At 48.5% G+C, this 4,695-nt stretch carries 3 protein-coding genes; 1 reads left to right on the top strand and 2 read right to left on the bottom strand.

All coding sequences use genetic code 11. The features are described from left to right. A partial coding sequence (locus OEM52_14075; protein ID MDK9701262.1) for a T9SS type A sorting domain-containing protein occupies window positions 1-321 on the top strand: 321 nt, incomplete at its 5' end. 322 nt (window positions 322-643) lie between these two features. On the opposite strand, the gene OEM52_14070 is transcribed toward OEM52_14075, so the two are convergent. Both OEM52_14070 and ptsP read right to left on the bottom strand, forming a co-directional pair. Next, window positions 644-2,485, bottom strand: a complete 1,842-nt coding sequence (locus OEM52_14070) for a T9SS type A sorting domain-containing protein (GenBank protein ID MDK9701261.1) — start codon at window positions 2,483-2,485, stop codon at window positions 644-646. 725 nt (window positions 2,486-3,210) lie between these two features. Then, window positions 3,211-4,695, bottom strand: a 1,485-nt coding sequence (ptsP, locus tag OEM52_14065) for a phosphoenolpyruvate--protein phosphotransferase (GenBank protein ID MDK9701260.1), incomplete at its 5' end; no start/stop codon positions are given.

Genomic DNA, 4,695 nt, shown 5'->3' with positions numbered 1-4,695 from the left:
ACGCATAGCCGAGTAGTGGAAGCGACGCTTTTGGAACAGGAATCCTCGACGCTACCAACAAAATTCTCGCTGGATACACCGTATCCAAATCCCTTTAATGCGAGTATGCAAGTTACGTTTGCGGTGCCGGAAGCACGTCAAGTTCGGATTAGTGTTGTTGATGTGCAGGGGCGGACGATTGCCGAGCTGGTGCAAGGGACGGTGAGTGCGGGGAAACATCGCATTATGTGGGCACCGGAGGGGGTTACGAGTGGGCTGTACTTTGTGAGAATGGATGCTACCGATTGGCAAGCGGTCAGGAAAGTGATGTATCTCCGATAATCGCAGATCAGTTTCTGTTTCTTTTGAGAGGGGGCGTTCGAAAACGCCCTTTCTTCTTTTGGGTAGGGGCGGGCTTCCACGCCCGCCCGAAACTGTCAGGCAAGATTAACCTCCAGTAGGGGCGTGCCGCGCACGCCCGAAGTTACTGGTCTGGAGACCTGTCAGTACCCCACCATAGAACGGGCTTGGAAGCCCGTAGCCACCAGTAGGGACAGACGCCCCTGTCTGTCCAGATGTACAGGCGAACCTCGTGTTCACCCAAAGCCACCGCGACAGGAATGTCGCGGCCACGCAAAAAGATACGGGCGTGCGCGGCACGCCCCTACTGTAGGAGAGTGATTTTGGTGATGGTGTGGTAGGAGCCGGCGCGAAGTTGTACGAAGTAGATGCCACTGCTGAGTGGTACCTTCGATTGTCCACTGGCATTGCTGGTATGAGTATTCCAGATTAGTGAGATATTGTTACTGGCATCGCGGTGCAATGGTTGGGAACGATACACCTCCCGTCCCAAAATATCGTGAATTGTGATTACCGCATCGGATGATCCGAGTGGGAGAGTGGCGGTAATCGTCGTCGAATGATTGAAGGGGTTGGGGTGAATCGACACTCCGAATTCGGAAACAAGCGGATTACTTTCCGTTACATCCGACGAAACAACAGTTATTGTGTCTGGGTGAAGAGGAGTTAAAGTGGTGTAGAAGCCCCGATTTTCCCACATGTCCTCATTGAAATAATAGTGGGTTAGGGTTGTCGACGTGTCGGGAGCAAGCCATTCGCCTTCAAAAAGGTGTTCGTTTATCCTTGTAAGAGTGACAACTTGAGAGTCTTGTGAATCAAGCGGGCGAACAACTAAACAGACCCGCCATAAAGAATCGTTATCGCGAGCAGATGCCCGTAAATTTATGCGCTCATTTGTTGCGCAATCCAACGGTAACGACCAAACAGAGTCCAAGCTTGGCAGAACAGAATCAGGTGTAAATGTGCCAACCATTGAGTAATTAAATATATCGGCTCCTATCATCCCTCTGACGTAATTGATGCGGATTCGATGTTCAAGTGGGCGAATCTCAATGGAACGTACGTCAGTATTGTAAAAACCTGCCATACCATTTACTAACTGTTTTCCTGGATAAAAACTTTGTCCACGATTTGCTGAAAATGCTGCCCAGAATGCTGCGCGGGTGTTAGTGGCTTGTACAGTTGAATCCAACCATGTCAATACTACATATTTTTCTTTCCAACCATAAATCGTATTTTCTCTAGCACTAGCATACTCTGTCAGATATTGTCTAGAAAAAGTTCGTCCGCCATCGGTTGTATTGTTTATTGTTATGCGTACATAATCCTGTATGAATTGAGTGGGCAATGAATCGGTGCCAGAGCAAAAAAAGCCATAACCATCATCTCGAATTTCTCCATGTGTTCCCACATTCCAATATAGATCAGTATTTAGCTGTCTCGTTGCTAATAGGGTGCCAGTTGCACGGTTGAGTTGTGCAAAATAAAGTCGGCTGCCAATATCGTTCGGTTCATAAACATAACTGGAATTGTGTATAAAATTGATTTTATTATGGGAAGTTGACAAGAGAAACGGTTTTGGTAACAGTATCGGTTGAGCAAGAACACCACTTGTTCCGACTGTATGGGTATAGTAATAGCGAGTGTTGCCGTGATTATAATCTTGTTGAACAAAAAAAAGTGTGTCACCGATATTATCATCCATTCGAAGGAAACCGATAGGCACTGGAATACGAGTACAGCGCCATGTAAGACCCCAATCGACACTGCTCCAAAGGCCAACTACGGATGCATTTAAAGCCGAGCAGATATACAGTGTCTGATCGGTGTAACAAACTCGCCAATTCGCGCCAATTAAGTTATTATCATTCATCGTTGAATCGACGAGATGAGTGGTGGGTCGCCAAGTAGCACCATTGTTTACGCTTATCGAAACTTTTACTACTTCAATCCAGCGAGTCCAGTATGTACCAATGTTCACCAGAGTGTCACCCTTGGAGTATACCACCCAAGTATCATCAAATGTTGGATACGTGTTTATCTGTACAGGCTGCCCCCAAACTATTGGTGCCTGCGGCTGTGCCATCGCACACGTCACGAGTGTGATTAGGAGAAGAAGTGTGAAGAGAAATCGGAAGGGTACCATCTTTGCGTCCTTGGCAAAGCATTCCATGTAATGTATTCGTGTAAAAGATTGATTGCAAGAAAATTCATCATGATGGGAATATTTTCGCGGTGAGTAGGGGCGTATGGCATACGCCCGATTTTTATGTGGCGTTCGCCGCACCGGGTCGAATTTAATTCGACCCCTACACTCCGGGTTCGATGAACCCAACGCATCTTCAGCGTTGGCTCACAAACTCCGTTGAATTCTTTAGTTCGAGTTTGTAATCGAACCCCTACATTACAGGTCTGGAGACCTGTAACCACCTATCTCATTTTTAACCGTAGGGGCGGCTGGCAGCCGCCCTCTTTTTGCGGGAGTCCGCCGGGCTCACCTACGATACAGGTCTGGAGACCTGTCAGTACCCTTTCCATTGCGGACTCATGTAAACTTTACGCCCGTTGGACAAGAATGTCCAACGTACGGCAGTTGAATACAGGCGGGGACGCCTGCGCTAACCTAACTAAAGAACGGGCTTGGAAGCCCGTAGCCACCATGCTATACAGGTCGGGAGACCCATAACCACCCATTCGCGGTCAGGATTGTTGGCGTATGTCTACTTCTGGGATTGCTTCGGCGCAATGCGCTCTCGCAATGACAAGTTGGACAGACTATTCTGGGGTCTGTCCCTACTACACTGTTTCTATTACTCTGAATGATTGTTACAGAATTCGCAGACAGGATTGTCTGCGCTACGGAAAAGAAAATTATCTGCCGAACCAGATCGGGAGATCGGCGAAGCGTTTGCGGATGGTTTGTCGGAGGTAGTCGGTGATTTCTTGTGAGGTGGCAAGGGAGAATACCGTTTCAGCAGTCTGTTTACATTCATCGACGGTCGTTGCCTGCACAATCGCTTTGATTTCCGGGATGAGCATCGGCGACATCGAGAAATGCCGCATTCCCATACCAATCAATAGCGGCGCCGCGACCGAATTTCCCCCTAATTCACCACAGATCGATACTTTACAGTTGGCTCGATTACCGGAATCGATAATCTGTTGGATAAGTCGCAACACCGATAAATGGAAGGGTTGGTAGAGATCCGTGACGAACGGATTACTACGATCAACGGCAAGGGTGAATTGAGTAAGGTCATTCGTTCCGATACTCAAGAAGTCAGCTTCGCGGGCAAATAGGTCGACCAGAATCGCCGCCGAAGGGACTTCGATCATCACACCAATCGGTACATTGCAATTGTGAGGAATATGCTGTCGGGCTAATTCATTGCACACAGTCAGAAACATTTCCTTTGCGGTGCGAAATTCTCCCAAACCAATCACCATTGGGAACATGATGGAGATATTCCCGTACACAGCGGCGCGGGCGATTGCTCGAAGCTGGATGCGAAACAGTTCCGGTCGGGCGAGCGATACCCGGATTGCCCGCCACCCCATAAACGGATTCGGTTCCCGATGATGGCTCATCCCACTGGGAATTTTATCACCGCCCAAGTCAAAAGTGCGAATCACGACCGGTTTCGGGGAGAGCGCTTCGGCGACTTCCCGGTAGGCGCGGTATTGCTCTTCCTCGCTGGGCAAAACTTCCTGACTTAGATAGAGATACTCAGTACGGAATAGACCGACGCCATCGGCATTGACGTTGTGTACCGCTTTCAATTCGATAGGAAGTTCAATATTCGCATGGAGATAAATCCGCACACCATCTTTTGTTATCGCTTCGGTGTCGCGAATATTCTCTAATTGTTGGCGGTACTTCTGGAACTTTTCGATTTTACGCTGGTACTTCGCAAGGGTTTCGTCATCGGGGTGGATAATGATTTTCCCGGAATTTCCATTGATTATCGCAGGAGTGCCATTATCAAACGCTTGAGAGAAATTCTTCATTCCGACAATTGCTGGTACACCAAAGAGCCGAGTGAGAATTGCTGCATGCGACGTTTCCCCGCCTTCGTCTAACACAACCCCCAATAACTTTTCGGGATTCAAATGAATCATTTCCGAGGGGGTTAGTTCCTTGGCACAGACAATTGCCGGCTCGGAAAGCTCCAAAGCCGCCATGTCATGACCCTGCAAACACCCCACTAACCGACGACAGACATCGGTTACGATTTCCGCCCGTTCACGGAATACCGGTTCGGTTTTGTCGCGTAACATCAGCACCGCGTGTTGCAACACTTCATAAACGGCACTGTCTGCAGTTTCCAAGCGATTGGCGATAGCATTGCGAATTTC

This window comes from bacterium, from assembly GCA_030247525.1.
Classification (GTDB): Bacteria; Electryoneota; JAOADG01; order JAOADG01; family JAOADG01; genus JAOTSC01.
This window is presented reverse-complemented; position numbering and strand designations above follow the sequence as displayed.